This window comes from Phocaeicola coprocola, assembly GCF_041333015.1.
Taxonomy (GTDB): Bacteria; Bacteroidota; Bacteroidia; order Bacteroidales; family Bacteroidaceae; genus Phocaeicola; species Phocaeicola coprocola.
In genome coordinates this window covers 1,721,737-1,746,728 of sequence record NZ_JBGKGM010000001.1, presented here as the reverse complement: position 1 = coordinate 1,746,728, position 24,992 = coordinate 1,721,737, and the positions used below count along the sequence as shown (strand labels likewise).

At 43.9% G+C, this 24,992-nt stretch carries 16 protein-coding genes, 2 tRNA genes and 2 rRNA genes; 3 read left to right on the top strand and 17 right to left on the bottom strand.

Annotated features, from left to right (window positions below):
- The first annotated feature begins 33 nt into the window (after nt 1-33).
- Nucleotides 34-3,087, top strand: a complete 3,054-nt coding sequence (locus tag ACDG22_RS07195) for a DUF6298 domain-containing protein (RefSeq protein WP_270672926.1) — start codon at nt 34-36, stop codon at nt 3,085-3,087.
- Nucleotides 3,088-3,164: 77 nt separating this feature from the next.
- Here ACDG22_RS07195 and ACDG22_RS07190 read toward each other — a convergent pair whose 3' ends face one another.
- The 5 genes from ACDG22_RS07190 to ACDG22_RS07170 form a co-directional block, all read right to left on the bottom strand.
- A complete protein-coding gene (locus ACDG22_RS07190; RefSeq protein ID WP_007566922.1) occupies nt 3,165-4,436 on the bottom strand; it encodes an adenylosuccinate synthase in 1,272 nt (423 codons plus the stop codon).
- A 23-nt stretch (nt 4,437-4,459) separates the two neighbouring features.
- Entirely contained in the window at nt 4,460-4,921 is a 462-nt protein-coding gene (locus ACDG22_RS07185) for a Fur family transcriptional regulator (protein WP_007566923.1), read from the bottom strand.
- Nucleotides 4,922-5,015: 94 nt separating this feature from the next.
- Nucleotides 5,016-5,684, bottom strand: a complete 669-nt coding sequence (locus tag ACDG22_RS07180) for a DNA alkylation repair protein (RefSeq protein WP_178269870.1) — start codon at nt 5,682-5,684, stop codon at nt 5,016-5,018.
- Between the two features lie 59 nt (nt 5,685-5,743).
- The gene (locus ACDG22_RS07175) at nt 5,744-7,702 is read right to left on the bottom strand and encodes a dipeptidyl-peptidase 3 family protein (protein ID WP_178269871.1); all 1,959 of its coding nucleotides are present in this window, start codon (nt 7,700-7,702) and stop codon (nt 5,744-5,746) included.
- A 164-nt stretch (nt 7,703-7,866) separates the two neighbouring features.
- Nucleotides 7,867-8,337: a helix-turn-helix domain-containing protein gene (locus tag ACDG22_RS07170; protein WP_007566926.1), complete on the bottom strand. Its 471-nt coding sequence runs from the start codon at nt 8,335-8,337 to the stop codon at nt 7,867-7,869.
- 214 nt (nt 8,338-8,551) lie between these two features.
- On the opposite strand from ACDG22_RS07170, the gene recQ reads away from it, so the two are divergent.
- Complete coding sequence (gene recQ, locus ACDG22_RS07165) at nt 8,552-10,372, top strand: DNA helicase RecQ (RefSeq protein ID WP_040311837.1); 1,821 nt, start codon at nt 8,552-8,554, stop codon at nt 10,370-10,372.
- A gap of 240 nt (nt 10,373-10,612) precedes the next feature.
- On the opposite strand, the gene ACDG22_RS07160 is transcribed toward recQ, so the two are convergent.
- On the bottom strand, nt 10,613-11,434 hold the full coding sequence (locus ACDG22_RS07160) for a tetratricopeptide repeat protein (RefSeq protein ID WP_022126010.1): 822 nt from the start codon (nt 11,432-11,434) through the stop codon (nt 10,613-10,615).
- 114 nt (nt 11,435-11,548) lie between these two features.
- Here ACDG22_RS07160 and msrA point away from each other — a divergent pair, with 114 nt between their 5' ends.
- The gene (msrA, locus tag ACDG22_RS07155; protein ID WP_022126009.1) at nt 11,549-12,034 is read left to right on the top strand and encodes a peptide-methionine (S)-S-oxide reductase MsrA; all 486 of its coding nucleotides are present in this window, start codon (nt 11,549-11,551) and stop codon (nt 12,032-12,034) included.
- A 114-nt stretch (nt 12,035-12,148) separates the two neighbouring features.
- On the opposite strand, the gene leuB is transcribed toward msrA, so the two are convergent.
- The 11 genes from leuB to ACDG22_RS07100 form a co-directional block, all read right to left on the bottom strand.
- Nucleotides 12,149-13,210, bottom strand: a complete 1,062-nt coding sequence (leuB, locus tag ACDG22_RS07150) for a 3-isopropylmalate dehydrogenase (protein ID WP_007566931.1) — start codon at nt 13,208-13,210, stop codon at nt 12,149-12,151.
- 257 nt (nt 13,211-13,467) lie between these two features.
- The gene (locus ACDG22_RS07145) at nt 13,468-15,012 is read right to left on the bottom strand and encodes an alpha-isopropylmalate synthase regulatory domain-containing protein (RefSeq protein ID WP_007566935.1); all 1,545 of its coding nucleotides are present in this window, start codon (nt 15,010-15,012) and stop codon (nt 13,468-13,470) included.
- Between the two features lie 13 nt (nt 15,013-15,025).
- Nucleotides 15,026-15,622 carry a 3-isopropylmalate dehydratase small subunit gene (gene leuD / locus ACDG22_RS07140; RefSeq protein ID WP_007566937.1) on the bottom strand — a complete coding sequence of 199 codons (597 nt, stop codon included), beginning with the start codon at nt 15,620-15,622 and terminating at the stop codon, nt 15,026-15,028.
- Between the two features lie 21 nt (nt 15,623-15,643).
- On the bottom strand, nt 15,644-17,041 hold the full coding sequence (gene leuC / locus ACDG22_RS07135) for a 3-isopropylmalate dehydratase large subunit (RefSeq protein WP_007566940.1): 1,398 nt from the start codon (nt 17,039-17,041) through the stop codon (nt 15,644-15,646).
- Between the two features lie 18 nt (nt 17,042-17,059).
- Nucleotides 17,060-18,556, bottom strand: coding sequence for a 2-isopropylmalate synthase (locus ACDG22_RS07130; RefSeq protein WP_007566942.1), 1,497 nt, complete (start codon nt 18,554-18,556; stop codon nt 17,060-17,062).
- A gap of 281 nt (nt 18,557-18,837) precedes the next feature.
- Nucleotides 18,838-20,004, bottom strand: a complete 1,167-nt coding sequence (gene pncB / locus ACDG22_RS07125; RefSeq protein ID WP_007566944.1) for a nicotinate phosphoribosyltransferase — start codon at nt 20,002-20,004, stop codon at nt 18,838-18,840.
- Between the two features lie 58 nt (nt 20,005-20,062).
- Nucleotides 20,063-21,385 (bottom strand): alpha-L-fucosidase, encoded by a 1,323-nt coding sequence (locus ACDG22_RS07120; RefSeq protein ID WP_178269875.1) that lies wholly within the window; start codon nt 21,383-21,385, stop codon nt 20,063-20,065.
- Nucleotides 21,386-21,507: 122 nt separating this feature from the next.
- A 5S ribosomal RNA gene (gene rrf / locus ACDG22_RS07115) occupies nt 21,508-21,617 on the bottom strand.
- A gap of 86 nt (nt 21,618-21,703) precedes the next feature.
- Nucleotides 21,704-24,583, bottom strand: a 23S ribosomal RNA gene (locus ACDG22_RS07110).
- Nucleotides 24,584-24,687: 104 nt separating this feature from the next.
- Nucleotides 24,688-24,764: transfer RNA gene (locus ACDG22_RS07105), tRNA-Ala, on the bottom strand.
- Between the two features lie 81 nt (nt 24,765-24,845).
- Nucleotides 24,846-24,919, bottom strand: a tRNA-Ile gene (locus ACDG22_RS07100).
- Nucleotides 24,920-24,992 lie beyond the last annotated feature (73 nt).

Genomic DNA, 24,992 nt, shown 5'->3' with positions numbered 1-24,992 from the left:
CACTCAAGCGGACATTTTAAAACACATCCGGGCATGCCTATCCACATAACGGAAGAAGGAAAAATCGTATATTATGCTTACCCTAACGGCGACCGGGTTCCTGATTTTTCATATTGCGGATATCAGCGATCGGAACATCCCATTCCTTATATAGAAGCCAAAGTTTATGTTCATCCGCCTCAAGGTGATGCAACAGCCGTCATCCAGCGGGCAATTGATTATGTCAGTTCTCTCCCCTTGCAGGATAATCAGTTCCGGGGAGCTATACAGTTGCTTCCGGGCATATACCACATCGAAGGACAGTTATTGATACGCAAAAGTGGTATTGTACTACGTGGTAGCGGATGCAACGCTTCAGGAGGAACAGTTTTGCAAGCAAAAGGATTTACAAAAAACGAATTAATCCGTATACTGGGATATGACAATGCCGAAACATCCGACAGCCTGAAAGTTTCCGACAAATATGTTCCTGTAAATGCAACTTTCATTCCTTTAGCTTCGGCCGACAAGCATTTAAAGGTTGGAGATAAAATACGAGTAATACGCCCGTGTACTCCCGAGTGGCTTGCAGAGCTAGGAACAGACCGTCTGGGTAACCAGCAGGAGTACAACTTTTCGAAATGGCAGCCCGGACAGTATACAATGGCATGGGAACGTAATGTCACTCAAGTCAGTAAGGAAGGTATCGAAATAGACGTGCCAATTACCATGAGCCTTGATCCTGAATATGGAGGAGGATATGTCACTCCCCTGAAATGGACCGGACATATATATAATATAGGTATAGAAAACTTATGCTGCATTTCCGATTTTGATGCGGCCAATCCCAAAGATGAAAATCACCGCTGGCAGGCTATTACTTTCAATCACATACAAGACGGATGGGTAAGAAGAGTAACAGCCAAGCATTTTGCCGGTTCGGCAGTGATGTTGCTGGAAGGAAGCAGCCAGATAACCGTAGAAGACTGTAAGTTTCTGGAGCCGGTTTCAGAAATAGCAAATCATAGGCGGTATGCCTTTCACACTCTCGGCCAGCAAACACTTTTCCAGCGTTGCTATTCCGAAAACGGCTATCGTGATTTCAGTGTCGGAAAAGGTGTGCCGGGGCCCAATGCCTTTGTACAATGTCATTCGGAATGTCCTTACAGTTTCAGCGGGTCTACCGGAGGATTTTCGAACGGTATTCTGATGGACAAGATTACCGTATCCGGGGGAAACCTGGAGTATGGCTATCGCGACATATCCGATCAGGGAGCAGGATGGACAGCCGCCAATTCTCTTTTCTGGCAAGGTCGGGCTTCACAGACTCACTGTGTTACCCCTCCGACAGCACACAACTGGGCTTATGGTATGTGGACTCAGCCTTACGGCAACGGATATTATCAGTTATCCCATACATTCATAAAACCGGAAAGCATATTTTACGCACAGCTGACAGAACGTACAGGGAAGAAACAAGAGCTGGAAGAAAATAAGATTTTTGTCTATCAGACACTCGAAACAGCCAAACCTACGGTAGAATATGCAGCATGGATGTCTAAGCAATCATTACATCCTGATATCCGAATGGATAAATGGATAGACAGCATGATTGTGTCATACCCAATAGATTGCAGCATACATGACATTCCGGAAGTTTCACAAGTAAAATATAAACCGAGAAAAGAACATACTGATGCCGTAAAGTCTGCTCCACTCACTATCCGCAACGGATGGGTGACACGAGGAAGTCAGATTATGACCAGAGGCACTTATCCACATAAGTCGGAACCGAGAACAACAGGATGGCAGGGCATTGGTTCACTCACACTTTTTTATCCGGGAAGAACCGGACACGGATATACGGAAGAACCGGACAGCATTGCCCGGCAACTGGAAGCATCGGGAAGCCATGTGTTGCACCACCGCACGGGATTATGGTACGAACGCCGGCGAAACGATCATGAACGGAACATGCAGGCTGACTCGGAGGTCTGGGCTCCTTTCAACGAATATCCATACAGTCGCAGTGGAACAGGAGAAGCGCAAGACCGACTGAGTAAATACGATTTAAATAAATTCAATCCCTGGTATTGGTACAGACTCAAACAGTTTGTCGACCTTGCCGACAGAAAGAATCTGTTACTCTGGCACGACCATTACAACCAGCATAATATCATAGAAGAAGGAGCGCACTGGTGTGACTATCCCTGGCGTTCGGCAAACAACATCAACAATCTTGGATTCCCCGAGAAAACATTGTTTGCAGGCGACAAGCGTGTATATATGGCCGAACAATTTTATGACATCACCCGTCCGGTTATCAGAAAATATCATCAGTTGTTTATCCGACAAAGCGTTAATACGTTCCACGACAACAATGGAGTCATACACAGCATCGGAATGGAATATACCGGTCCGTTACATTTCATGAAGTTCTGGCTGGAAGAAATCGCTTCCTGCCCCAACCATCAACTGGTAGCTCTGACTGCAACCAAGGATGTGCAGGATGCCGTTCTGCAAGATTCTCTCTATAAGAAAATGGTAGACATCATCGACATCCGGCAATGGCACTATCGTAACGACGGAAGCTTGTATGAGCCCCAAGGAGGATGTAGTCTGGCTCCCCGACAGTGGGCACGACTCATCGATCCCGGTACAACGTCTTGTGAAAGCATTTATCGGGCTGTATACGAATATCGTTCCCGTTATCCGGAAAAAGCGGTAACCTACAACGCTGCCATGCCACGCAACGTCGAAGGTAATGCAGCCAACTGGGCTGTTTTCATGGCAGGCGGTTCACTGGCAAAAGTTCCTCCTATCGAAGCTATGGATGTATATACACTGGCTTCAAAGTTTCAGCCTGTCGCTTCACTTACGGAAAGCAACCGGCAATGGGTGATGGGAAAAGCCCAAAAGGGATACCTCGTATATTGTCTTGAAACAGATATCCACCTGGACCTGAGTCATGACCGGAAGACATACAAGATAGTATGGATCAATCCGGTAAACGGAGAAATATTCAGAAAAGAGCAGACACGTCTAAAAGGAGGAAAAGTAATCTCCCTGAAAGCACCACAGAAATACTGTGTATGCCTGCTTTATTAGAAAGATAAAAACAAAGCCCGTCGGAATATTACCAACGGGCTTTCGTTATATTATTTATTATATCTCAGATTTCCGAATCAATCTTCAACGTAACGTTCGATAGTCTGTGCACGGTCCGGACCTACAGACACAATCTTGACAGGAGTTTCCAACTGTTCTTCAAGGAAAGCAATATAAGCATTGAATTCTTCTGGGAATTCATCTTCACTTGTCATCTTAGTCATGTCGGTCTTCCAACCCGGCATTTCTACATATACAGGTTCAACTCCTTCGGTAATATCGAATGGGAAGTAATCGATTTCTTCACCATTAACCTTATAAGCTACACAAGCCTTGATGGTTTCAAATCCATCGAGCACATCGCTCTTCATCAGAATCAGCTGAGTAACTCCATTCACCATAATAGCATAACGCAAAGCTACCAGGTCAACCCAACCGCAACGACGTTCACGACCAGTTACTGCACCATATTCGTGTCCCAGATCGCGGATAGTCTTACCTGTTTCATCGAACAATTCTGTTGGGAACGGTCCTGCTCCAACACGTGTACAGTAAGCTTTCATGATACCATACACTTCACCGATTTTATTCGGGCCAAGACCCAGACCTGTACAAGCACCGGCACAAATTGTGTTAGAAGAAGTAACAAACGGATAAGAACCGAAGTCAACATCCAGCATTGTACCCTGAGCACCTTCACACAACACACTCTTGCCTGCTTTCAGCAAATTATTGATTTCATGTTCGCTGTCTACCAAATTAAACTGACGTAAGTATTCAATACCTTCCATCCACTGTTTTTCCAGTTCGGTAATGTCATACTCATAGTTCAGGCTTTTCAGAATCTGTTCGTGACGAGCTTTAGCTGCTGCATATTTTTCTTCAAAGTTATGCAGGATATCTCCTACACGAAGTCCGTTACGGCTTACCTTATCAGTATAAGTAGGACCGATACCCTTACCTGTAGTACCTACTTTAGAAGCTCCTTTTGCAGCCTCATAAGCAGCATCCAGAATACGGTGAGTAGGCAAAATCAAATGAGCCTTCTTTGAAATGTGCAAACGTTCTTTCAAAGGATGACCGCTTGCTTCCAGCGCTTCGGCTTCTGCCTTGAACAAAGACGGATCAAGAACAACACCGTTTCCGATAATATTTACTTTATCTCCCTGAAATATTCCGGAAGGAATAGAGCGGAGTACATATTTCTGACCTTCAAATTCAAGAGTATGACCTGCATTCGGTCCTCCCTGAAAACGAGCAACAACATCATAGCGCGGAGTCAAGACATCGACTACTTTCCCTTTTCCTTCGTCGCCCCATTGTAAACCTAGCAAAACATCTACTTTCATGATTTCCAACTTTTATAATAAGTTTATTTACTTTTCTTACGTTTAGCCGCCATACACTTGTTGCACAACCCGTATATGTACAAGGAATAGTGCGAAGCATGAAAACCTTTCAACTTTGTGTCGGCAATAGCCTGCTTCAAAGTTTCATCTTCAAATTCAGACACTTTCCCGCACGAGGTGCATATCATGTGATGGTGGGTTTCATTGTTGTACGAACGTTCGTACTGTGAAGTATTGCCGAACTGATGTTTGATCACCAGCCCCGCATCAATCAGGAGTATGATTGTATTATAAAGAGTAGCACGACTTACACGGAACTTTTCTTTTTCAGCCATATAGGAATAGAGCATATCTATATCAAAATGTCCCTTTATGGTATAGATTGTATCGAGTATAGCATAACGCTCGGGTGTCTTCCGATGCCCGTTCTTCTGAAGATAATCCGTCAGAATCTGTTTTGCTTTATCTTTTATATTCTCTTCCATCCGGTAATTCGTTCAGGGTTCAAAGTTAATCTTTTTTATGCAATTAAGAAAAACAATAAAAGAAAAATTTCTCTAATCAGGGATCTCTAAAACATCAGAATTCCAAATCTGCCTTAATCTCTTCTGCCAATGCCCTGACAGCCGGCTTCTCCGATTTTGCCCAGATACCCAACTGCTTGCTTACGGTTCTTTTATTGTCACGCGACTGGTGTGCATACTTGCGCAATGCCACGGATGCCGCCTTCTGAACCGGACCGCAATCTCCTTCCACAGCCGTACAGGCCTGATCCAGAAATTCAGCCTCAGCACGCTCATTCAGTTTTTCTCCTTTCATCAACAAACGTGCCATCAGTAAAAAGCCACAAAGCTGGAACATCTCGCGTTCATCTGCCATCCAACGGAACACAACTTCCGATGCATAAGGCAAACGCTGGAACAGATTCATCACCGTATATTCTGCCAGTTCAGGATAGTCCATACCCTCTATCCAGATATCAGCTATTTCCTGATAAAACGTATCTGCCGGCTGAAGCAGACCTGCCAGAATCTTACATTCTCTGATATTTTCCTTCCACAGTGCCTGAGCCAGTTCATGATCGGGCTCATATCCCGCAGCTATCTCCTTGATACGGGGATATTCAATACCGAAATTCAGTTTGTACTCCATCCCTTTTTCACGCATGCTTTGCGAAACCATGCCGTTCATGAAAAGACGGAATTTCGATTTGATATCTTTAATTGTTTCGTGTATATTATTGTCCATAATAAAAAGCAATCATAAAATCCTCCGTTGCAGATTTCGTATTCTACAACGGAAGTATATTATAAATTAGAATAATCTCCGCTATATCGGAGCATCTGCTCTGCATACCCTTCCGAATAAGAAATATGCACATCGGTAATGTTTCCCTCCGCATCGGTTTGTGGCGTATACACCGGATTGACAAAACCTTTATAAGGAGCCAGATGCAGACTGCGATATCGTTGCAAGACTTCGGCATGCAATACCGGATCTACTTGTACGGCATACGTTTCAACCAGCTGACGGGCTGCCTCATAATCTCCCTCGCTCTTGATGCGCTGAATTTCGGCCAGCAGTTTACCAAACAGCATACGCAACTTGGCATAATCGTTAATACGTACGTAAGTTTTTCCGTCACGGTTCACCATTTCCACCACATGCTCTGCCTGTCCATGTTCCAGTGCCCAGCGAGCTATCAGCTGACGGTTGCGCATATGTGCCTCTTCTACCGTACACCCGGGCTCTATACGTACCAGCTGCGTCATCAAGCCGTTCATCATGTACGAATAATATTCAGCCTTATAAGCCTCAGCATCCGGCACAAGTCCCAGTTCTATCATTTTAGCGTCGGGCAAATAGTAAAGACCGAACAAATCGGCACGTGCTTCTTCAATCGTAGAACCATGCGCTTTCAAAGCATCCGGATCTACTCCCGGAAGCAGTTTTCCTGAACCATGCCCTAGACATTCATGCAAATCAGTATGCAAGTCGTCGGTTATATCGGCATACTTCTCAAGCAACTGGCGTTCTGTTTCACTATATACAAATTCTTCGCGGAAACCATTACCTCGGGCAGCTTTGTTATAAGCATCGGTCAGATTGCCAATCGTCACCGACTTCGAGCCATGTACACTACGAATCCAGTTGGAATTCGGGAGATTGATACCGATAGCAGTCGACGGATATAAATCGCCGGCCAGAATAGCTGCTGTAATAACCTTTGCCGAAACGCCTTTCACTTCTGTTTTCTTGAAGCGGGCATTTACCGGCGAGTGGTCTTCAAACCACTGGGCATTACTGCTGATGGTTTCTGTACGGTGAGTAGCTTCCATATCCTTAAAGTTGACAATCGATTCCCAACTTGCTTTCATTCCCAGCGGATCGCCGTAGCTTTCGATAAAGCCATTCACAAAATCCACCAACGAGTCAGTATCCTTCAGCCAGGCTATGGAATAAGCATCAAACAGTTTCAGATCTCCTGTGCGATAAAACTCTATCAACAGACGGATAACTTCGCGCTGTGCGTCATTTTCTGCTACATCTTCAGCTTTTTGCAGCCACGAAATAATTTTTTCAATGGCAGACGAGTACATTCCTCCAACTTTCCATACCTGTTCGTACACGTGTCCGTTTTCTTTTACCAGACGACTGTTCATACCATACATTACCGGTTCCTGATCGTCTGCTTTCTTTTGGGCTGCATAAAAGGCTTCTGCTTCCTGCTGAGTAATCCCTTCATAATAATTGGCAGCAGAAGTGAGCACCAGGTCTTCGCCATCCGACTGGTTCACCCGCTTGGGCATAACGCTTGGATCGAAGATTACCGGAAACAGCTTATCGCACATAGCCTGACATGTTTCACCTTCTTCGAGCGGAAGCACCTCTTCAGGCAGTGAGTTGACAACCTCTTCCAGGTAATCAGACGTAAATGCCGGTACGAACTTGTCGCATGCATAATGATGATGAATACCGTTTGCAAACCATACACGTTTCAGATAAACTTCCAGTGCAAAAAACTGCTCATTGGTACGGTCACCTTTGAAATGTATATAAACAGCTTCCAGCAGACGACGAATCTGCAAGTTGTATTTTCCGTTCTGATCGAACAATATATCTCTTCCTTCAAGAGCAGCCTGAGATAGATAATAAATCAACTGCTTGCGCCGTAAGGGCAAGTTTTCAAATCCGGGAACCCGGTAACGCAAAATCTGCAAATCCGCAAACTGTTCTACTGTATATGAAAATGAATCTTGCAACATATATATTCTTCTTTTTTATAACCATCCATTATCTACTTATAAAAAGCCCTCAAACTAAATGTCATTCTAAACGAAAAGAAAGTATACTCGGAAAAGCCTTGCATGTACTTTCTCCCGTTTAGAATGACATCTGTTGTTTTTATAAGTTCTATTTTCTTTAACCGTTACCTATTATTTTCCAGTTTTCGTCTTCTATAGTTATTAGGTGTTTCGCCAACATTCTTATAAAAAGCCGCATAAAACGACTGACGGTTGGCAAAACCGACCATTGCACTGATTTCTTCTACATTCTTTTCCGCATAACGCTTGTCGATCAACATATGCAAAGCGTCCTTGATTCGGTACTCATTTACCAGGCATGAATAGTTCATTCCGAAGCGGGAATTGATGACAGCCGACAAGTAACGAGTATTGGTTTTAAGTTCTTTCGCAAGATCTTTCGCCGAATAATTAGGATCCTTGTATTTCTTCTGAAGAACAATAATGTTCATAATTCGGTCATACAATTCATCAGCCAGTTCGGCACGAATCATGTTACGGTAAGGTGCGTCCTTTATCTTCCTCTCCCGAAGATTATAGGGCTTTTTTTCTAAAACTTGACCTTGCTCGGTCATTAATTTCTCCTCTTCTCTCATCTGTCTTTATATTTAGATAATGGTTGTTTCTTCTCCCCGAAATACTATAATTATACAAATTTGCTAAGACTTTTTGTATTTTACAACATATTTACGAGTTTATTTTTCTAGAATATCATTTTTTTACATTTAAAACAGGCTAAAAATAAAAGATAACCGATATTTTAAAAGATTGAACTATCTTTGCCCGCTAATTACATAAATATAGAAAATGATACTAAAAACGCTGAAATCATACTTCGGATACACTCAATTCAGGCCACTGCAAGAAGAAATCATCACTCAAATTTTACATAAAAAAGATACACTTGTACTCATGCCTACCGGCGGCGGAAAATCTATTTGCTACCAGCTTCCGGCTCTGCTCATGGAAGGAACTGCCATTGTAGTTTCCCCCCTGATATCGCTGATGAAAGACCAGGTGGAAAGCTTGCAGGCAAACGGCATCATTGCCCGTGCCCTGAACAGCACGAACGATGAGACCACAGATGCCAATATCCGTTTCGAATGCAGGCAGGGAAGGGTCAAACTGCTATATATCTCACCGGAAAGACTCATGGGCGAGGTCAACTTTCTGATGAAGGATATCCGCATTTCATTGTTCGCCATCGACGAAGCACACTGTATCTCACAGTGGGGACATGATTTCCGTCCGGAGTATACACAGTTGAAAATACTTCGCCAGCAGTTTCCGGATGTTCCGGTCGTTGCACTGACTGCTACAGCCGATAAAATTACACGACAAGATATCATCAGACAGCTGGCAATGAAAGACCCTCAAATTTTCATCTCTTCTTTCGACCGTCCGAATCTGAGTCTGGACGTCAAGCGAGGTTTTCAGCAGAAAGAAAAAATGCGTACGATATTCGATTTCATTGCACGACACCGCGGAGAAAGTGGAATCATTTACTGCATGAGCCGCAGCAAAACCGAAAAGGTGGCGGAAATGCTGGAAGAGCATGGTATTGCAACTGCTGTCTATCATGCCGGACTCAGTACTGCCGCACGTGAAGCTGCACAGGATGATTTCATCAATGACCGTGTTCAGGTGGTCTGTGCAACGATTGCTTTCGGCATGGGAATAGACAAATCGAACGTACGATGGGTCATTCACTACAACCTTCCTAAAAGTATCGAAAGTTTTTACCAGGAAATTGGACGTGCCGGACGCGACGGACTTCCCAGCGATACCCTGCTGTTTTACTCTTTCGGCGATATCGTCCTGCTCTCGAAATTTGCAGCCGAAAGCAACCAGCAGGAAATCAATATGGAGAAACTGAACCGCATGCAGCAATATGCTGAAACGGATATCTGCCGGCGACGAATCTTACTGAACTATTTCGGTGAAACAATGGATCACGATTGTGGTAACTGTGACGTATGCCGTAATCCTCCCGAACGTTTCGATGGGACAATTATTGTACAAAAGGCGTTGAGCGGCATCGCACGTGCCGACCAGCAAGTATCTATCAACACGCTGATAGATATTCTGAGAGGTGCAGCCACACAGGAAATCATCGAACGGGGATACGATAAGCTGAAAACTTACGGCGTAGGACGGGATATTCCGGCACGCGACTGGCAGGATTATCTGCTGCAAATGTTGAACCTGGGATATTTTGAGGTTGCCTACAACGAAAAGAACCACCTGAAGATAACCGAAGCCGGAAGAAAAGTACTGTTCGGGCATGAACGAGCCCTGCTGGTAGTTATTAAGCGTGAAGAATACGCTGCCAAAGGAACGAGAAAAAAACAAAAACAGCCCCTTGCAACAGAAGCACTGTTCCCTACCCCTATGGTATTCGACAACGAAGACGAACAGCTGTTCGAAGAACTTCGCCAGTTACGAAAAAAACTTGCCGACCAACAGGCTATACCGGCTTACATTGTTCTTTCGGACAAGACGCTCCATCTCCTGGCTTCTTCACGTCCTACTACGGTAGAAGCTTTCGGTGAAATAAGTGGTATCGGTGAATATAAAAGAGATAAATACGGAAAAGACTTTATTGAGGTCATCCGGAAGTTTACCAGATAACCCATACAACTATTTGCCAGTATTTTTTACCGACAAAACAACCTGAAAAGTTAATGTCCGAATAAAAATTTTCTCCACCTGACCGCACATCATATCTGACATAAAAAAGACAGGGATGCATTATAATAAAACGTCAGCATATCTTTTCCAAAATATGCTGACGTTTTACCGAAAATCTCTGCATGTTTTTTAAAAATATCATGCAAAATTTTTGTAAACTGACAAATTATTCGTTTTCAACTACTTACACTTTTTCAATTTTTCCATCAGTTCCATACGAGGAACACCTAGCGAAACAGCCTTCTCATAAGCCTCACGTGCCTCGTGTTTCTTCTCCATCTGTAAATAAATATCTCCCATCATCACATGCGTATCAGCATCACGGGCATCCAGTTTCAAGGCTTCTTCCAAATCGAGCAAGGCAGCATCGGGCAAGTTCTGCTCCAGTTCCAGATTAGCTCTCATCTTATATAGGGAAGCATCTTTCGGATAGTCTTCGATAAGCAGGTTCATACCATCGCGTGCCGCGATATACCGTCCTTCTTTCTGATCCAGCATAGCCAGTCCCAGACGGGCAGCCTTATGTTTGGCATCTATTCCCAGTATCACATTATAGTCGATGCGTGCTTCCTTATACTGTCGCCGTTTCATATAGATATAAGCACGAAACAGACGAGCCTCCTTATCGTTCGGCAAGAGATCGATTACATTGCAATAGTCCAAATAGGCTTTTTCCGTCAGATTCTTTTCCATATAAAGTGTGGCACGATTCAGCAGAATGGCAGTTGCATAAGGAGTAATGTTCAGTGCCATCGTATATGAATCTATTGCCTCGTCTATCTTTCCCTGACGTTTCAGCACGGTTCCCAAGTTAGAAAAAAGCAACGCATTCCGGGCATTGTAAGGATCGAGCCGCAAAGCCTCACGAAAGAGTTCCTCAGCTTGTTGCAGACTATCCTTGAAAGTATAGTCCATAGCTTTTTCCACCAGTTCATTATACGATTGTGCCTTACTGCCCAGCAACGAGAAAATACATATCAAACACAGGAGTATTCTTTTCATCCGGATATAATTTTAATTAAATTCGAAAGCAAAGGTAATGGAATAATCTGTGGAGTGGGATGTATATTAAAAAGTTTTTGTAAGTTTGAACAATCATTATAAACAAGAACTATCATGAAACTGGAAAAAGCTATATTTGCCTGCGGATGTTTCTGGGGAGCACAGTATCAGTTTGAACATGCCAAAGGAGTGGTACGCTCCACAGTAGGCTACATAGGCGGACACAAGGAACATCCGGCTTATGAAGAAGTAAAGGCACACACTACCGGACATGCAGAAGCAACACTGGTAGAATTTGATGCAGAACAAACATCGTTTACAGAACTGTGTAAACTCTTTTTTGAGATTCACGATCCGGCACAGACCGACGGACAAGGTCCTGATATCGGTCCGCAGTATCGCAGCGAGATATTTTATCTGAATGACAAGCAAAAAGAAGAGGCAGAAGCTGTCATCGCCCTGCTAAGGGAAAAAGGATATGAGGTGAATACGAAACTCACTCCCGCCACAACGTTCTGGGAAGGAGAAGAATATCATCAGCACTATTACGATAAGACAGGAGGAGAACCTTACTGCCATATCCGAGTTAAAAAATTCTGACCCGATTCATCAGCAACAAACGTATCCGAACTATAAAAAAACAGAACCCCGAAAGTCAGCATAAAAACTTTCGGGGTTCTGGGTATCAAACAATAGCTGATACGATTCTTACTGTCATGCTTTTTTAATGTAATCGACCACCCATGCACCAACTTCCTTGGTTCCGTATTTAGGCTGTCCCTCTACCTGAATTTCAGGAGTACGCACATAAGCATCGAGTGATGCATCTACTGCCTTGCGGATCAGTGCACCTTCTTCTTTCAGATCGAAATATTCGAAAAGCATTGCCACCGACAGAATCTGTGCCAGCGGATTGGCAATGTTCAACCCCTTAGCCTGCGGCCATGAACCATGGATAGGTTCGAATACCGGAGTGCTTTCGCCTGTAGAAGCTGAAGGAAGCAATCCCATAGAACCACTGATTACTGATCCTTCGTCTGTAAGGATATCTCCGAAAGTATTTTCTGTCACCATTACATCGAAGAACTTTGGTTCCTGAATCATCTTCATAGCTGCATTGTCAACAAACATATAGTCTGTAGTAACTTCCGGATACTGAGGAGCCATTTCCTGAGCAATCTGACGCCACAAGCGAGAAGATGCAAGTACGTTTGCCTTATCGACTACGGTAAGGTGTTTGCGACGCTTCATGGCATATTCAAAACCGACCTTCAATATTCTTTCAATCTCAGGACGTGTATACATATTTGTATCGTAAGCCTTATCGTTGTCCTGATACTTCTCACCGAAATACATACCTCCTGTCAACTCACGGATGCAAAGGAAGTCTGCACCGTCAACAAGTTCTGCCTTCAACGGAGATTTGTGTACCAGACATTTGAATGTCTGAACCGGACGGATATTGGCAAACAGTCCCAGTTTCTTACGCATGGCTAACAATCCTTGTTCCGGACGGACCTTTGCTGTCGGGTCATTGTCGAATTTAGGATCACCTACGGCAGAAAACAATACAGCATCTGCATTCTTACATATTTCATAAGTTGCTTCCGGAAACGGATCGCCTACTTTATCAATTGCATCCGCACCACACAAAGCATATTCGTAACTTACCTTATGACCAAATTTCTCACATACAGCCGACATTACATCTACTCCCTGAACAGAGATTTCAGGACCGATTCCATCGCCAGCCAACACTGCTATCTTAAAATCCATAATTATTGTTTATTCTTTAGTAAATAGTCTATTTATCTTTAAATCTTCTATTATACATATTATACAAATAATGTATAATAATAAAACACCCAGTCAGAAAAGATGCTAATACCAAATTCACCAATAAATTTCCATCTTTTATATCATCACAAGGAATCACCCTGCGTAAAAAAACAATCAAAGTAAACGACACGGTAAACACCAGGATATACCTTTGCCAAGACTTCATTTTATTCATGATTTAACTTGATAAAAAATCAATTCGAATTGGAATATTCATCTTCAATCATATTAAGCATCTTCATTGTTGCTTTGATAGCTGCTTCTGTCTGGTCAGCATCAAATCCACGGGTGCGGAACTCTCTGTCACCGTAATTCCAGGTAATAACTGTCTGAACAAAGGCATCGGTACGTCCTCCGGGAGGAATTGTTACCGCATAGTTGACCAGCATCGGGAATGTACGTTCCTGTGTTCCTTTGTAAATTTTACGCAACGCCCGTACAAAGGCATCATACTGTCCGTCGCCGGATGAGCTTTCCTGATAAACCTTTCCGTTGATCTCTATACTCAATGTAGCCATCGGTTTAAGACCTTTTGCCAAGGTTACAAAATAGCTCAAAAGTTTTACCTTATTTTCTGCTGTATCGTGCTTCAGCACATCAGATATAATATAGGGCAAATCTTCTTGTGTGACCTGCTCTTTGCGGTCTCCAAGCTCGATGATACGGTCGGTTACTTTCTTCATCGACTCTTCATCCAGCTCAAGTCCCAGACTCTCCAGATTTTTCCGGATATTTGCTTTTCCGGAATTTTTACCTAACGCATATTCGCGTATTCTGCCAAAACGCTCGGGAAGCAAGTCATTGCAGTACAAGTTATTTTTATTATCACCATCGGCATGTACACCGGCTACCTGAGTAAAGACACTGTCGCCCACTATCGGTTTATTTGCCGGAATGGTAACTCCTGAATACGATTCGACCAGTCGGCTCACTACATTCAGACGACTTTCATCGATATTGGTGATTGCATGGAAATGGTCTTTCAAGATAGCTTGTACACTGGCAAGCGGTGCATTTCCGGCACGCTCTCCCAAACCGTTGATAGTAGTATGCAAGCCTTTTACTCCACTCAGCACGGCAGCCAGCACATTACTTACAGCCAAATCATAATCATTATGCGCATGAAAATCGAAATGCAAGTCGGGATAGCATTTTTTCATCTTCCTCATGAACTCGATTACCTGTAACGGATTCAGTACCCCCAAGGTGTCGGGAAGCATGAAACGTTTTATTCCGCAATCTTTCAGTCCATCTACCAGGCCAAACACATAATCGGGAGAATCTTTGATTCCGTTGCTCCAGTCTTCCAGATATACATTGACATCCATTCCTTTTCCATGAGCATAACGGACTACACCCAGAATATCTGCCAAATGCTGGTCTAATGTTTTCTTCAACTGAAACGTACAATGTTTTTCAGATCCTTTTGTCAGCAGATTGATAACCCGGCATCCTGCATTGTAAATCCAGTCGACAGACATGTTTCCGTCGACAAAGCCCAACACTTCTACCCGAGATAACATTCCCCGACGAGCTGCCCAGTCGCAAATCATTTTTACTGCCTTCGCCTCTCCTTCGGACACACGTGCCGAAGCTATTTCAATACGGTCGACCTTCAGGTCTTCCAGCAGCAAACGGGCTATCATTAATTTTTCATGTGGTACGAATGACACTCCGCTGGTCTGTTCACCGTCGCGGAGTGTGGTATCCATGATTTCTATTCTCGGATGATTGTTCATTGAATTTATCTAATTAGTTACGAGCTTTTTCGTAAGCCTCTATTTTATCTTTATTCTCTACCAGAAAATCGATGTCATCGAGTCCGTTCATCAGGCAATGTTTCTTGTATGCATTAATCTCAAACTTTTCAGACTTGCCTGTCGCTTTATTGGTAATGGTCTGTTCGGGTAAATTGACTTCGACTTCTGTTTTTGGATCGGCATAAATAGAATCGAACAATTCTTTCAGGAAAGCCTCGCTGACAACTACCGGCAATACGAAATTGTTCAGTTCATTGTTTTTATGAATATCGGCAAAGAAGCTCGATACGACTACGCGAAAGCCATATCCGGCAATAGCCCATGCAGCATGTTCACGACTGGAGCCACTACCGAAATTCTTACCGGCAACCAGAATCTGTCCGCTATATGTAGGATTGTTCAGCACAAAATCTTTATTCAGCGAACCGTCCGGATTATAACGCCAGTCGCGGAAGAGATTGTCGCCAAAGAATTTTTCATCGCGGGTAGTTGCTTTCAGGAAACGTGCCGGAATAATCTGGTCTGTATCCACATTCTCCAAAGGCAAAGGAATACAAGTACTTGTTATGATGTTGAATTTCTGTTTCATAATGATGCACAATTTTACGAATTACATAAGTGTTCTGGGGTCGGTTATTACTCCGGTCACAGCAGCGGCGGCTGCAGTCAGCGGACTGGCAAGCAAGGTGCGAGAACCTGGTCCCTGACGTCCTTCAAAATTTCGGTTGCTGGTAGATACGGAATATTTTCCTGCCGGAATCTTGTCATCATTCATGGCAAGACAAGCCGAACATCCCGGCTGACGGATTTCGAAACCGGCTTCTTCCAAAACTTTATCCAAACCTTCCTGACGAATCTGCTCGTCTACCATCCACGAACCAGGAACAAGCCATGCTGTAATATTGTCGGCTTTCTTACGTCCCTTTACGATAGACGCAAATGCCCGGAAATCTTCGATACGTCCGTTTGTACATGCTCCGAGGAATACATAGTCCACTTTCTTACCAAGCAAAGATTCACCTGCCTGAAAGCCCATATACTGCATGGATTTTTCGAATGAGCCTTTCTCTACATCACTCATACCTTCAGTAGTAGGGATATGATCGGTAACAGCCATTCCCATTCCCGGATTGGTTCCATAAGTAATCATCGGCTGAATATCGGCAGCGTCGTAACGAACTTCTTTATCGAACACTGCATCTTCATCGCTCTTCAGCGTTTTCCAGTATGCGAGAGCCTTGTCCCATTCAGCCCCCTTCGGTGCATACTCACGTCCCTTGATATATTCAAAAGTTACTTCATCGGGAGCTATCATACCTCCACGTGCTCCCATTTCGATACTCAGGTTACACAAAGTAAGACGTCCTTCCATGGTCAGGCTGCGAATAGCTTCTCCTGCATATTCCACAAAATATCCGGTTGCACCGCTTGTTGTCATTTTCGACATCATATAAAGTGCCACATCCTTGGCTGTCACACCTTTGCCCAGTTTCCCGTCGATGGTAATACGCATAGTCTTGGGGCGAGCCTGAAGAATACATTGAGAAGCCATTACCATTTCTACTTCACTGGTTCCGATACCGAAAGCAACTGCTCCCATCGCTCCGTGAGTAGACGTATGTGAGTCACCACATACGATGGTCATTCCCGGCAAAGTAAGTCCTCTTTCCGGACCTACCACATGAATGATACCATTCTTCTTGTTCATCATACCGAAATGAGTCAGTCCGAAATCGGCAGCATTTTTGGCAAGCGTATCTACCTGCGTACGCGAAACCGGATCTTCGATAGGCTTATCCTGATCGTGTGTCGGAGTATTATGGTCGGGCATGCAGTAAATCTTTTCCGGACGGAAACATTTCAATCCACGGGCACGCATTCCCGCAAAAGCCTGAGGACTGGTCACCTCATGGCAATAAAGACGATCGATATACAACTGGGTAGGTCCTTCGTCCACCTTCTGCACCACGTGTGCATCCCATATCTTGTCGAATAATGTATTAGCCATACTTAAAATCTCATTTAGTTATTTTCTGAATTTATTGATACAATCTATATAAGCTTCTACTGATGCTGCAATGATGTCGGTATTTGCTCCGAAACCATAATACATCTGTCCGTCATATTCCACCTGCATGTGAACTTTACCAACATCGTCACTACCTTTGCTGATAGCCTGAATTGTAAATTCCTTCAAGGTCATCTGACGTTTAATAATCTGTTTTACTGCCTTGATGGCTGCGTCTACCGGACCGTTACCCGTTGCAGCAGCTTCAAAGTGTTCACCGGAGATGTTAAGTCCCAGACTGGCAACCGAACGTACTCCGACACCGCTGGTGACTTGAAGATATTCCAGCTTAATGTGATGGTTTACATTGCGATCGGCTCCGGCAAGTACGAGAATATCATCATCGGTGATATCTTTCTTCTTATCAGCCAGTTTCAGGAAGTCTTCGTACACTTTGTCCAGTTTTTCCTGATTCATTTCTACACCCAATACATGCAAACGGTGTTTCAACGCTGCACGACCGCTGCGGGCTGTCAGTACAATTGCATTATCGTCGATACCAACATCTTTCGGATCGATAATTTCATACGTCTGTACATTCTTCAATACACCATCCTGATGAATACCTGAAGAGTGTGCAAAAGCGTTTCTTCCTACAATAGCCTTATTGGGCTGAACCGGCATATTCATCAGGCTAGAAACCATGCGGCTGGTAGGATAGATTTTCTGAGTATTAATATTTGTGTCAATGTCAATGTCATTGTGACAACGTAAAATCATGGCAACTTCTTCCAGTGAAGTATTTCCGGCACGCTCACCGATACCGTTGATGGTAACTTCTACCTGACGAGCTCCATTCAACACACCGCTGATAGTGTTGGCTGTTGCCATACCTAAATCGTTATGACAGTGGGTAGAAATAATGGCTTTGTCGATACCGTCTACATGGTCAACCAGATATTTGATCTTTGCACCATATTCATCGGGCAAACAATATCCCGTTGTATCCGGAATATTCACTACTGTTGCCCCTGCCTTAATAACAGCTTCTACCACACGAGCCAGATATTCATTGTCTGTACGACCTGCGTCTTCAGCATAAAACTCCACATCGTCTACATATCGGCGAGCATATTTTACGGCAGCAACCGCACGCTCTATAATTTCCTCGCGGGTAGAATTGAATTTATATTTGATATGAGAATCTGAAGTTCCGATTCCTGTATGAATACGTTTGTGTTTGGCATACTTCAAAGCTTCGGCTGCAACGTCGATATCTTTTTGTACGGCACGAGTCAGTGCACAGATAGTAGGCCAGGTTACAGCCTTTGAAATCTCAATTACCGAATTAAAATCTCCCGGACTTGAAATAGGAAATCCTGCCTCAATTACATCCACTCCCAAAGCTTCGAGTTGCTTGGCAACCTGAATTTTCTCGACTGTATTCAACTGACATCCGGGAACTTGTTCTCCGTCGCGCAATGTCGTATCAAAAATAAATAATCTGTCACTCATAAACGTATATCTTTTATTGTTTCATTTTAAAGAAAAAGCCTTTCGCACCAGAAGTGAGAAAGGCTTTATATCATAAATCTTATACCGTCATGCACACGGCTCACTTCCCACTGGTTTCACCAATAGAATAATAATACCGCCTAGCAAAATATGTATAAGAAATGTATTCATAATTATCTGTTACTTGTTCTAAACGCTTGCAAAGGTAGAGAATATTTCGACAATACAAAATAAAATGAAAGTTTTTTATTCATTTTAGCAACAAATTAGTATTTAGCATACTATTTTAAGCGTAATTCATACAAGCATGCTTCGACTTCAGCGTTACTTCCCATGTGTTTTCCCATATCATCTGACAGTTTAACACATTCTCTCCATTCCTGGTTGTGATTCATCTTACAACGGGATAATTTCATAACAATATTTGACGGATGATATCCCGTATCATTTGTAAGATTCGTTCCGATACCGAAAGAACAGTTTATCTTGCCTTTACAATAATCGAAAAGATGCAAAGCCTTCTCAAAGTCAAGTGCATTGCTGAAAATAATTGTTTTCGTCCGCGGATCAATACCCAGTTCTTTATACCTGGCAATCAAGCGGTCAATAAATTCAAATTCATCTCCTGAATCGCATCGCACTCCATCGAAAAGCTTTGCCTGCTTCCGACTAAAGTTCGACAAAAATGAATCGGAAGTATATGTATCCGAAAGAGCTGTTCCCAAATCTCCGTCATATACATTCACCCAGTTTTCCAAAGCCATATAATTGGCATGCTTATAACCGAACTGTGCTCCATGGAACATAAACCATTCATGCGGATGGGTTCCCATCGGACGCATGTCATATTTCATGGCAAGATAGCAGTTTGACGTTCCGGTACAATAACGAGCATGTTCTTTCAGATAAGCGACAACAATATCGTGTACATCAAATGAGAAACGACGACGTGTTCCAAATTCTGAGAACGGCATCTGATGCTCATTGGATAATTCAACTTTCCCAGCCAACTTAGCTATAATTGATTCTTTATCCGGTATCCGGTTCAGGAACTGGTTTTTTATCTCAGAAACAATAGCCAGCAAAGGAACTTCATAAAGTGTCACTTTATAGAGGTAGTCTGTAACTTCGATATGCAAATGGTGTTCTTCGTCCAGATACACTTCTATCTTTTCAGGATCAAAACGGAAAGAAGACAGCCACTCCCAGTAAACATGCGGCAGGAAACGACAATGTGTATACATATACTCCAGTTCCTCTTTACGCAATGCAACCAGTGACAGATTATGAATCTCGTTTTTCAATGCTTCCAGGAAACCTTCTGTATATTCTGTTTCATCTCTATCTTTAAAAGTAAACGTACCTAATGCATAAGGAAAGAGTTTTATATATGCATATGAAGTAGTAAACTTATACAAGTCTGTATCTAAAATTGTTTTTATTACCATAACATCACTTTTATTTCTTTTTGTAAAGATAAACAAGAAAAATCATTTCCTATACATTTTACTTCAACTTAAGTGATATTATGCAGTCTACCGAAGGTTTCAAATTGGCTGTATGCAGAACTATACCTCCCTGAATTTTTTCATATTTTACCTTTTCTCCCGTATCAAACAAGGTAGCAGATATCACCTTTTCGTTCAATGGCAAAGTAACAAATTCAGGCATCTTCTGTGATAAAATATGTATATAGAGTGTGTTTCCTTTTCTGGTAGTAGTTCCCCAAGAAGCTGTAACAACATTGCCGGAAGTAGAACCGTAAATTGTTTCTCCATACTTCGACATCCACTCACCTACTCCTTTCAAACGTTCAACAGCTACTGCAGGTAATTCTCCATTAGGCTGAGGGCCAATATTCATCAATAAATTGGCTCCTTTTCCGGCAGCACGCACCAACAGATGAATCAACTCATTAACAGACTTATAATTCTGATCTTTGATCTTATATCCCCACATACCATTCATTGTTTCACAAGTTTCCAATGGCAAAGTACTGATAGACTGACCAGAAAGTCCAGCTTTATTTTCTCCGGGAAGATCACGTTCAAACATCTGAAAATCTTCTCCTGGGAAAGGAGATTTGTGATGATTGTTTCCGATCAAACAAGCAGGTTGTAATTTATGAATCAAAGCATACTGTTTATCCAGTCCCCAATTAAAATCGTCTGGCTGATCCCATAAACCGTCAAACCAAATAGCTCCTATCGGCCCATAATTGGTCAGTAACTCAGTCAACTGGTTATTCATGAACTGATAGTATGTACTCCATTCGCCATGGGAGGTACGTCCAGTTCCATGGCCAGTTCTACCTAAAGGATAATAATCCTCTCTACTCCAATCCAAGTGTGAATAATACAGATGCAATTTTATTCCCTGTTTCTGACACTCCTCCGCCAATTCTTTAATAATATCCCGCTTAAAAGGTGTAGCATCTACAACATTATAATCAGAATATTTAGTATCAAACATGGAAAATCCGTCATGATGACGAGAGGTGAAGCAAATATATTTAGCTCCAGAAGCCTTTATAGCTGCAACCCAATCGTGTGCATTGAAGCGTGAAGGGTAAAAGCCTGATGCAACCTTAGCATATTCGTGACAATCAATATCGGCATTATGCATATACCACTCTCCTTGCCCAAACATACTGTAAATTCCCCAATGGAGAAATATACCAAACTTACTGTCTTGAAATTCTTTTCTAGCTTGCAGATTCTCTGGAGCAGGTACGTAATCTGCTTCTGAATTCTGCGCATAAAGAGAAGATATCCCCAAAAGGCCACTTAAGCAAATAGCTTGCCAAAAACGAAAAGCACGTGTTTTCATATTCTTCCAATAAATTTATAAATGAGAAATTAGATTTGGTTTTCCAAAGATACAATAAAATTCTGAGTTTACAGAAAAAAAGAAAGCCCCGCGGCACTTGTGATGCTGCAGGGCTTCTCCTAAGACGGCGACTACCTACTCTCCCACTTGCGCAGTACCATCGGCGTGACGAAGCTTAACTTCTCTGTTCGGAATGGGGAAGAGGTGGAACCTTCGTGCAATAGTCACCTGAATATCCTTTATGTATTCATGACTAACAAGCAGGTAATTCAAGCACTTCTCAAGAAGCTGAAAGTATATATCACCCATCCTTCCTGACAAGGAAAGCATACGGGCAATTAGTAATGCTCGGCTTTGGTATCTCTACCTTTACACCTGCATCCTATCAACGTCATCGTCTTTGACGACCCTGAGAAATCTAATCTTGTGGCCGGCTTCGTACTTAGATGCTTTCAGCACTTATCCGATCCCGACTTAGATACCCGGCGATGCACCTGGCGGCACAACCGGTAAACCAGAGGTCGGTCCAACACGGTCCTCTCGTACTAGTGTCAGAGCCACGCAAATTTCATACGCCCACGATAGATAGAGACCGAACTGTCTCACGACGTTCTGAACCCAGCTCGCGTGCCACTTTAATGGGCGAACAGCCCAACCCTTGGGACCTTCTCCAGCCCCAGGATGTGACGAGCCGACATCGAGGTGCCAAACCACTCCGTCGATATGAGCTCTTGGGAGGGATCAGCCTGTTATCCCCGGAGTACCTTTTATCCTTTGAGCGATGTCCCTTCCATACGGAAACACCGGATCACTATGCTCTAGTTTCCTACCTGCTCGACTTGTCTGTCTCCCAGTCAAGCGCCCTTCTGCCATTACACTCTGCGGACGGTTACCGATCGTCCTGAGGGCACCTTTAGAAGCCTCCGTTACGCTTTTGGAGGCGACCACCCCAGTCAAACTACCCACCAAGCAATGTCCTCTTACCAAGAGTTAGAATTCAAACAAACAAAGGGTCGTATTTCAACAGCGGCTCCACAAACACTGGCGTGCCTGCTTCAAAGCCTCCGACCTATCCTACACATCGCGTGCCCAAATTCAATGCTAAGCTATAGTAAAGGTTCACGGGGTCTTTTCGTCCCATCGCGGGTAATCGGCATCTTCACCGATACTACAATTTCACTGGGCTCACGGTTGAGACAGCGTCCGGATCATTACACCATTCGTGCAGGTCGGAACTTACCCGACAAGGAATTTCGCTACCTTAGGACCGTTATAGTTACGGCCGCCGTTTACTGGGGCTTCAATTCAATGCTTCTCTTGCGATGACATCTCCTCTTAACCTTCCAGCACCGGGCAGGTGTCAGGCTGTATACTTCTACTTTCATATTCGCACAGCCCTGTGTTTTTGTTAAACAGTTGCCTGGACCTATTCTCTGCGCCCTCTCTTGCGAGGAGGGACCCTTTATCCCGAAGTTACAGGGTCAGTTTGCCTAGTTCCTTAACCGTGATTCACCCAAGCGCCTTAGTATATTCAACCCGACTACGTGTGTCCGTTTGCGGTACGGGTACCTCTGAAGTTATGTTTAGCGGATTTTCTCGGCAGTCTGATTACCTGCGCTGTTGGATTGTCCCGAAGGACGCTCCATACTGTCAAGTTCGGCTCTTTCCGTGGATTTGCCTGCGGAAATCAACGCCTACACTCTTTAACGGGCTATTCCGTCAGCCCGCGGCAGTGTCACTACTGCTTCCCCACGTCACCCTCAAAGGTAGTAACGGAATATTAACCGTTTCTGCCATCGGCCTCGCCGTTCGGCTGAGCCTTAGGACCCGACTGACCCTGATCCGATTAGCGTTGATCAGGAAACCTTAGTCTTTCGGCGAGGGGGTTTCTCACCCCCTTTATCGTTACTTATACCTACATTTGCTTTTCCATACGCTCCAGAATGGCTCACGCCACGCCTTCGACGCGGAATGGAATGCTCCCCTACCGATCATTGCTGATCCCACGGCTTCGGTAGACAACTTCATACCCGATTATTATCCACGCCCGATTCCTCGACTAGTGAGCTGTTACGCACTCTTTAAATGAATGGCTGCTTCCAAGCCAACATCCTAGCTGTCTTAGCAATCAGACTTCGTTAGTTTAACTTAGCTGTCATTTCGGGACCTTAGCCGGTGGTCCGGATTCTTCTCCTCTCGGGCACGGACCTTAGCACCCATGCCCTCACTCCTGCGGTAGAACTGATGCGCATTCGGAGTTTGTCAGGACTTGATAGGCGGTGAAGCCCTCGCATCCAATCAGTCGCTCTACCTCACATCAGTAACCCGCAAGGCTGCACCTAAATGCATTTCGGGGAGTACGAGCTATCTCCAAGTTTGATTAGCCTTTCACCCCTACCCTCAGCTCATCCAGAAGCTTTTCAACGCTTATTGGTGCGGACCTCCATCTGGTGTTACCCAGACTTCATCCTGGCCAAGGGTAGATCACTTGGTTTCGCGTCTGCCGCCGCTGACTTGACGCCCTGTTCAGACTCGCTTTCGCTTCGGCTGCGGGACTCATGTCCCTTAACCTTGCCAAAGACGGCAACTCGTAGGTTCATTATGCAAAAGGCACGCCGTCACACTTTCGTGCTCCGACCGCTTGTAGGCGCACGGTTTCAGGTACTATTTCACTCTTCTGTTCGAAGTGCTTTTCACCTTTCCCTCACGGTACTGGTCCACTATCGGTCTCTCGGGAGTATTTAGCCTTACCGGATGGTCCCGGCAGATTCACGCAGAATTCCTCGTGTTCCGCGCTACTCAGGATACCGCTATGCTTCGTCTTGCTTAGAATACCGGGCTGTCACCGTCTTCGGCCGAACTTTCCAGATCGTTCTTCTCGCAAAATTTCTTGCAACGACGCGGTCCTACAACCCCGTCCATGCCGTAACATGAACGGTTTGGGCTCTTCCCCGTTCGCTCGCCACTACTGGGGGAATCATTGTTATTTTCTTTTCCTGCAGGTACTAAGATGTTTCAGTTCCCTGCGTTAGCCTCCATCATTGATGGATGTTACCTCTTCAAGGTAACGGGTTGTCCCATTCGGAGATTCACGGATCAAGGGTTATTTGCACCTCCCCGTGACTTATCGCAGCTTATCACGTCCTTCATCGCCTCCGAGAGCCAAGGCATCCGCCATGCGCCCTTTCCTACTTTCCTTATCACGTGCACACTATATATTATAGTGCGGGATGATATATACTTTTAGCTTTCGTACTAAAATTACTTTTTGCTTGTTACATCATGTCATAGACCTATCTTTATGGTGGAGAATAACGGATTCGAACCGTTGACCCCCTGCGTGCAAAGCAGGTGCTCTAGCCAGCTGAGCTAATCCCCCGTTTTTTGCGGCTGCAAAGGTAAGCGTTTTCCTTCGTTACTGCAAATTTTTAAGGAAGTTTTTTTCTTCCTTCCTTTCGGGTAGTCCCAGGCAGAGTTGAACTGCCGACCTCTACATTATCAGTGTAGCGCTCTAACCAACTGAGCTATAGGACTAGCTTTTGTGATTCAGTTCAACCTAGTCTGTTACCGACTCGGCTTCATCTTTCTCTCTTCTATATCGTTAAAC

Excerpts from the sequence above, each read along its gene's own strand:
- ACDG22_RS07180 (WP_178269870.1), bottom strand. The coding sequence starts at position 5,684 with ATGGACAATAATATACACGAAACAATTAAAGATATCAAATCGAAATTC.
- ACDG22_RS07130 (WP_007566942.1), bottom strand. The coding sequence starts at position 18,556 with ATGAGTGACAGATTATTTATTTTTGATACGACATTGCGCGACGGAGAA.
- ACDG22_RS07190 (WP_007566922.1), bottom strand. The coding sequence starts at position 4,436 with ATGAAAGTAGATGTTTTGCTAGGTTTACAATGGGGCGACGAAGGAAAA.
- pncB (WP_007566944.1), bottom strand. The coding sequence starts at position 20,004 with ATGGTAATAAAAACAATTTTAGATACAGACTTGTATAAGTTTACTACT.
- leuB (WP_007566931.1), bottom strand. The coding sequence starts at position 13,210 with ATGGATTTTAAGATAGCAGTGTTGGCTGGCGATGGAATCGGTCCTGAA.
- ACDG22_RS07170 (WP_007566926.1), bottom strand. The coding sequence starts at position 8,337 with ATGAGAGAAGAGGAGAAATTAATGACCGAGCAAGGTCAAGTTTTAGAA.
- ACDG22_RS07185 (WP_007566923.1), bottom strand. The coding sequence starts at position 4,921 with ATGGAAGAGAATATAAAAGATAAAGCAAAACAGATTCTGACGGATTAT.
- ACDG22_RS07175 (WP_178269871.1), bottom strand. The coding sequence starts at position 7,702 with ATGTTGCAAGATTCATTTTCATATACAGTAGAACAGTTTGCGGATTTG.
- ACDG22_RS07160 (WP_022126010.1), bottom strand. The coding sequence starts at position 11,434 with ATGAAAAGAATACTCCTGTGTTTGATATGTATTTTCTCGTTGCTGGGC.
- ACDG22_RS07120 (WP_178269875.1), bottom strand. The coding sequence starts at position 21,385 with ATGAAAACACGTGCTTTTCGTTTTTGGCAAGCTATTTGCTTAAGTGGC.
- leuC (WP_007566940.1), bottom strand. The coding sequence starts at position 17,041 with ATGGCTAATACATTATTCGACAAGATATGGGATGCACACGTGGTGCAG.
- ACDG22_RS07195 (WP_270672926.1), top strand. The coding sequence starts at position 34 with ATGCCTATCCACATAACGGAAGAAGGAAAAATCGTATATTATGCTTAC.
- leuD (WP_007566937.1), bottom strand. The coding sequence starts at position 15,622 with ATGAAACAGAAATTCAACATCATAACAAGTACTTGTATTCCTTTGCCT.
- msrA (WP_022126009.1), top strand. The coding sequence starts at position 11,549 with ATGAAACTGGAAAAAGCTATATTTGCCTGCGGATGTTTCTGGGGAGCA.
- ACDG22_RS07145 (WP_007566935.1), bottom strand. The coding sequence starts at position 15,012 with ATGAACAATCATCCGAGAATAGAAATCATGGATACCACACTCCGCGAC.